This window comes from Sphingobacterium composti (genome assembly GCF_009829075.1).
In the GTDB taxonomy this organism is placed as follows: domain Bacteria; phylum Bacteroidota; class Bacteroidia; order Sphingobacteriales; family Sphingobacteriaceae; genus Sphingobacterium; species Sphingobacterium composti.
Map to the genome: position 1 here is coordinate 1 of NZ_WUQZ01000047.1, position 4,273 is coordinate 4,273.

The 4,273-nt window shown below is 36.0% G+C and carries 3 protein-coding genes, 1 tRNA gene and 1 pseudogene; 3 read left to right on the plus strand and 2 right to left on the minus strand.

What is annotated here, in order from left to right:
* Positions 1–574, plus strand: a 574-nt coding sequence (locus tag GOQ17_RS15905) for a transposase (protein WP_159639030.1), incomplete at its 5' end; no start/stop codon positions are given.
* A 152-nt stretch (positions 575–726) separates the two neighbouring features.
* Here the strand turns inward: GOQ17_RS15905 and ribD are convergent.
* Positions 727–1,782 (minus strand): bifunctional diaminohydroxyphosphoribosylaminopyrimidine deaminase/5-amino-6-(5-phosphoribosylamino)uracil reductase RibD, encoded by a 1,056-nt coding sequence (gene ribD, locus GOQ17_RS15910; protein ID WP_159639032.1) that lies wholly within the window; start codon positions 1,780–1,782, stop codon positions 727–729.
* A gap of 65 nt (positions 1,783–1,847) precedes the next feature.
* Here ribD and prmC point away from each other — a divergent pair, with 65 nt between their 5' ends.
* Together prmC and GOQ17_RS15920 are read left to right on the plus strand one after the other, a co-directional pair.
* A complete protein-coding gene (prmC, locus tag GOQ17_RS15915) occupies positions 1,848–2,705 on the plus strand; it encodes a peptide chain release factor N(5)-glutamine methyltransferase (protein ID WP_159639034.1) in 858 nt (285 codons plus the stop codon).
* A gap of 171 nt (positions 2,706–2,876) precedes the next feature.
* Positions 2,877–2,949, plus strand: a tRNA-Lys gene (locus tag GOQ17_RS15920).
* A 739-nt stretch (positions 2,950–3,688) separates the two neighbouring features.
* Here GOQ17_RS15920 and GOQ17_RS16470 read toward each other — a convergent pair.
* A pseudogene (locus GOQ17_RS16470) lies at positions 3,689–4,120 on the minus strand (recombinase family protein); the annotation flags it as partial.
* Positions 4,121–4,273 lie beyond the last annotated feature (153 nt).

The window sequence follows — 4,273 nt, forward strand, 5'->3', positions numbered from 1 at the left end:
TTATGCTTGGATGAATGTTTTGGACAGCAATCAGTGCTTTTTTGTCACACGTAGTAAAAGCAACATGAAATATACAGTGGTTCGATCATTTCAAAGTGAAGCCCTCAAGGAAAATAACATCATTATGGATCAGCTCATTGAGCTTGATGGGGATGCTAAAAAACACTATCAAGGAAAGAAGATGCGTCTAATTCGTTTTTGGGACAGCATAAATAATGCTGAATATGAGTTCTTAACAAACAATTTTACCTGGAAGGCATCAACAGTGGCGTCTTTATATAAAGAAAGATGGGAGATTGAAACGTTCTTCAAACATCTAAAACAGCGCTTGAAAGTAACCAGTTTTGTAGGAACCTCAGAAAATGCAGTCTACATCCAAATTTGGACTGCATTAATAGGAATACTACTTTTTAAATACATTCAGAAGAAGGCCAAATATGACTGGAACTTATCCAATCTGGTGAACTTTATTCGCTTAAATATATTTGTGAAAATTGATCTTTGGAAATGGGCTAATGATCCATTCTTTTCTGGCAAACCTCCTGATAAAATTGGGCAATTTAAACTCTTCTAAAAGTAATAGATAGTTTATGATTCGGATTTTTCAACAAAAGCTGTCTTAATTTATTAAAGAAAGTAGATTTTATGCGTGCCAAATTTTATTTAGGACAGTTCTGATGAAGCAACTTTTCAGGTAACATCATCCTGAAAAATAAGGAAATATTATTAATTTTTAAAGTAAATATTTAACTCATTATTCCCAACATGCTGAGTTGTGTCTGGTTGAAGAAACAATCGCGGAGCTAAGGTGCCGTTACTCCAATTTTCATTTCCTACGAAAATCCGTGCTTCGTCCCAAAGATCTGCATCAACAAATTGTTTAATAGTTTTGGCTCCTCCCTCAATTATAATGGATTGTATATCCATCAGATATAGTTGATAGAGTATATTTTGTGGCAAATACAAATCAAAGTTTTCTAATTCTATAAATTTTAATTTCCCATTCCATTCTGTTTTGATTGCATTAAAAACTATCAAATCAGATTCTTCAGATAAATATAGGTTAGCATCTTGAGGAATATCAAGGTTTTTATCTATCAAAACTCTTTTTGGAGATTTACCGGTCCACAATCTATTGGTTAGAGACGGATTGTCCACTAATGCTGTATTTTTCCCAACTAAAATAGCATCTTCTTCCGAACGCCATTTGTGAACCAATTGCTTACTTGCATTATTAGAAATCCATCGTTGAGAATTGTCTGCGGGCGCAAAGAAACCATTTTTAGTTTCTGCCCATTTTAAAATTACATATGGACGAAACTTTTCTATACGTGTGAAAAATCGTCGATTCACAAATTGACATTCCTTTTCTAACACCCCCACGACAACTTCTATTCCCGCATCCTTCAATTTTTGAACACCTAATCCATTCACTTTCGCAAAGGGATCCAAACATCCTATGACAACCTTTGCAAAACCAAGAGAAACCAACATGTCCGCACAAGGCGGTGTTTTTCCATGGTGTGCACAGGGCTCTAGAGAAACATATATAGTAGATTCCTTAAAAATTGATCTAGCTTCAGATTCACCTAATAAATTGATGGCAGAGGCAACAGCATTCACTTCTGCATGCGCACCGCCATATGGCGAAGTATATCCTTCTCCTATAATTTTATCTTCATATACAATCACTGCACCGACCATCGGATTTGGACTTACTGTTCCTGCACCCAAAGTCGCCAATTCCAAACATCTTTTAATATACTGTTCCTCTTTTTGCATAATACAAACTTAGCATTTTACGATATTTAAAAGAAAACTGCTGTATAATATTGTAAGTTTGTAGTATGGCGACAACTTGGAAAGACATTGAAACTCTCTATCAACAACAACTTCATTCACTCTATCCTATCGAGGAAATAAAAGCACTATTTTTATTAATAATAGAAGAAATCGCAGCAATTAATCCTTCTACATATACTTTAGAAAAATTAAATTCAGCAGAAACTTTTGCGCCGCAGCTTACATCTATTTTAGATGAATTACGTACGAGCAAACCAATTCAGCATATTTTAGGCAAAGCAGACTTCTATGGATTAAAATTTGAAGTTAATGAGCACACTCTGATTCCAAGACAAGAAACGGAAGAACTTGTACATTTCATCTTACAAGACTATAAAAAACACGCTAACCTCAAATTGATCGATATCGGTACTGGATCAGGCTGTATACCTATTACATTGAAAAAAAAATTGAATAATAGTGATGTTTGGGCTATTGATATTTCCATAGGTGCTATGGAAGTTGCAAAGCGTAATGCAAACAGTCACAATCAGAATGTAAATTTTATTTTAGCTGACATCTTAGAATGGGAATTTCTATTTTCCGAATCGCAAGGATTTGATATAGTGGTGAGCAATCCGCCTTATATCACGCCTAATGAAATGAATGAAATGCATTCCAATGTATTAAATCATGAACCGCACACAGCTTTATTTGTGGAAGAAACAGCACCATTAATATTTTATGATTATATCACCGATTTTGCATTGTATCATTTGAATGAAGGAGGAACCTTATATTTTGAAATTAACCAATACTTAGGTATAGAAACTGCAGAATTGATACGTAAAAAAGGTTTTCAAGATGTAGAAATATTTCAAGACATTAATGGTGCCGATCGTATGATTCGTGCCAAAAGATAAATTTGTACTAAAACGCCATTTGCACATTAAAGAAAAACATATTTTTTCTTTCTGTAAAACAAACAGTTATTAAATTTATTAAAATATTTAAAAGGAAAGTTTTGCATGTATTATAGTTTTTTCTACCTTTGCATCACTTCAAACAACGAAGGATATTTCATTAAGAAATAGGATTCCGTAGCTCAGCTGGTAGAGCAATACACTTTTAATGTATGGGTCCTGGGTTCGAATCCCAGCGGGATCACCTCTTGGGACAAGTCTAAAAAAGAAAGACTTGTCCCATTTTTTTTGCTCTGTAACTTACTGTTATTCTGATAGATAAGAGCAATCACAGAATTTAGCCTCGGAGTTCGATGTTGTGTTCCGTCAAATTCCAAAAAATCGGGGAACATCGAACTCACTATAAGCCTTTTTTCCTCAATATCGCCGTTTTCATAGCGTCTATCAATGTTTGCGACCTTTTTTAAGGTGGATGCTACTAAGTCTTTTATCTCCGTTCCCACTACTGCCAAGTCGTTTAATCTACGTTCCAAAACCTCAATCTTTCCTTTGGTCAATTTCTTTACTTCTTGGAAATCGTCATCTGCCATTTCTCCATCGGCATTTTTTAAAAGCGCATTTTGATAACGTTTATTCAACGCATCAATCTCACCTATGATATTTGCCCGTTCGGTGTTTTGGGCTTTGGTTTTGTTGTTGAAGTCTTTTATAAAGGCTTCGATAAAAACATCGACCATGCCCTCTTTTGGCGACATATACCGTAATTGCTTTAGGAAAGCCTCGTTGGCGGTTTCGGCTTTGAACCGTACTCCGCAGGAGGAAGTGCAATGATAGTAGTAATAGTAATTGCCCATCTTTCCCTTTGAGGCACTCCCTGTGAGCATCCTATTACAGTTAGGGTTAGGGCATTTAATAAACCCTCTAAGCGGTAGATTGTCCATAGCCACGATTTTAGGCTTTACAACCCTCTTTCTCCCATCGAGAATATCCTGTACATCCGCAAACGTCTTTTCGCTGATTAATGGCTCATGTTGCCCTTTGACAAAATATCCCTTTTCCTCTTTGTAGGGAGGAATGAATATTTTGCCACAGTACAAGGGGTTTCGGACGGCTACCCAAAAGTTATTTTTGCTGAACCGACCTTTTCCATTGGCTTTCTCCCGAACCATTTTCCATATCTGTTCGGTATTGAAGTTATTGGAAACGATTTGTTCAAACGCCCATTTCAAAAGCGGTGCTTCAAAATCATGGGGTGCAATGAACTTCTTTTTGCCCTCTGTTATCTTATTGACATATCCCAAAGGAGCAGTACCCATATACCGCCCCTCTTTCTTTGCCCTGCGCATCCCGTGAAAAACGTTCAATGCACGTCTGTCGTTCTCAACTTCCGGTGAAGCGAGATAGAATGCAAGCATGATTTTATTTTCGGGAATGGTAAGGTCTGGAATTGCAACTAAAAAGTGGAGACAATTTTAAGCTGCCATTCTTCGATTTTGATTTAAGTATTTTTCCATTTGATTAGGCGTTAAATCACCTATAGCGGAATGTATTCTTTTATTATTATAAAA

Excerpts from the sequence above, each read along its gene's own strand:
- ribD (WP_159639032.1), bottom strand. The coding sequence starts at position 1,782 with ATGCAAAAAGAGGAACAGTATATTAAAAGATGTTTGGAATTGGCGACT.
- prmC (WP_159639034.1), top strand. The coding sequence starts at position 1,848 with ATGGCGACAACTTGGAAAGACATTGAAACTCTCTATCAACAACAACTT.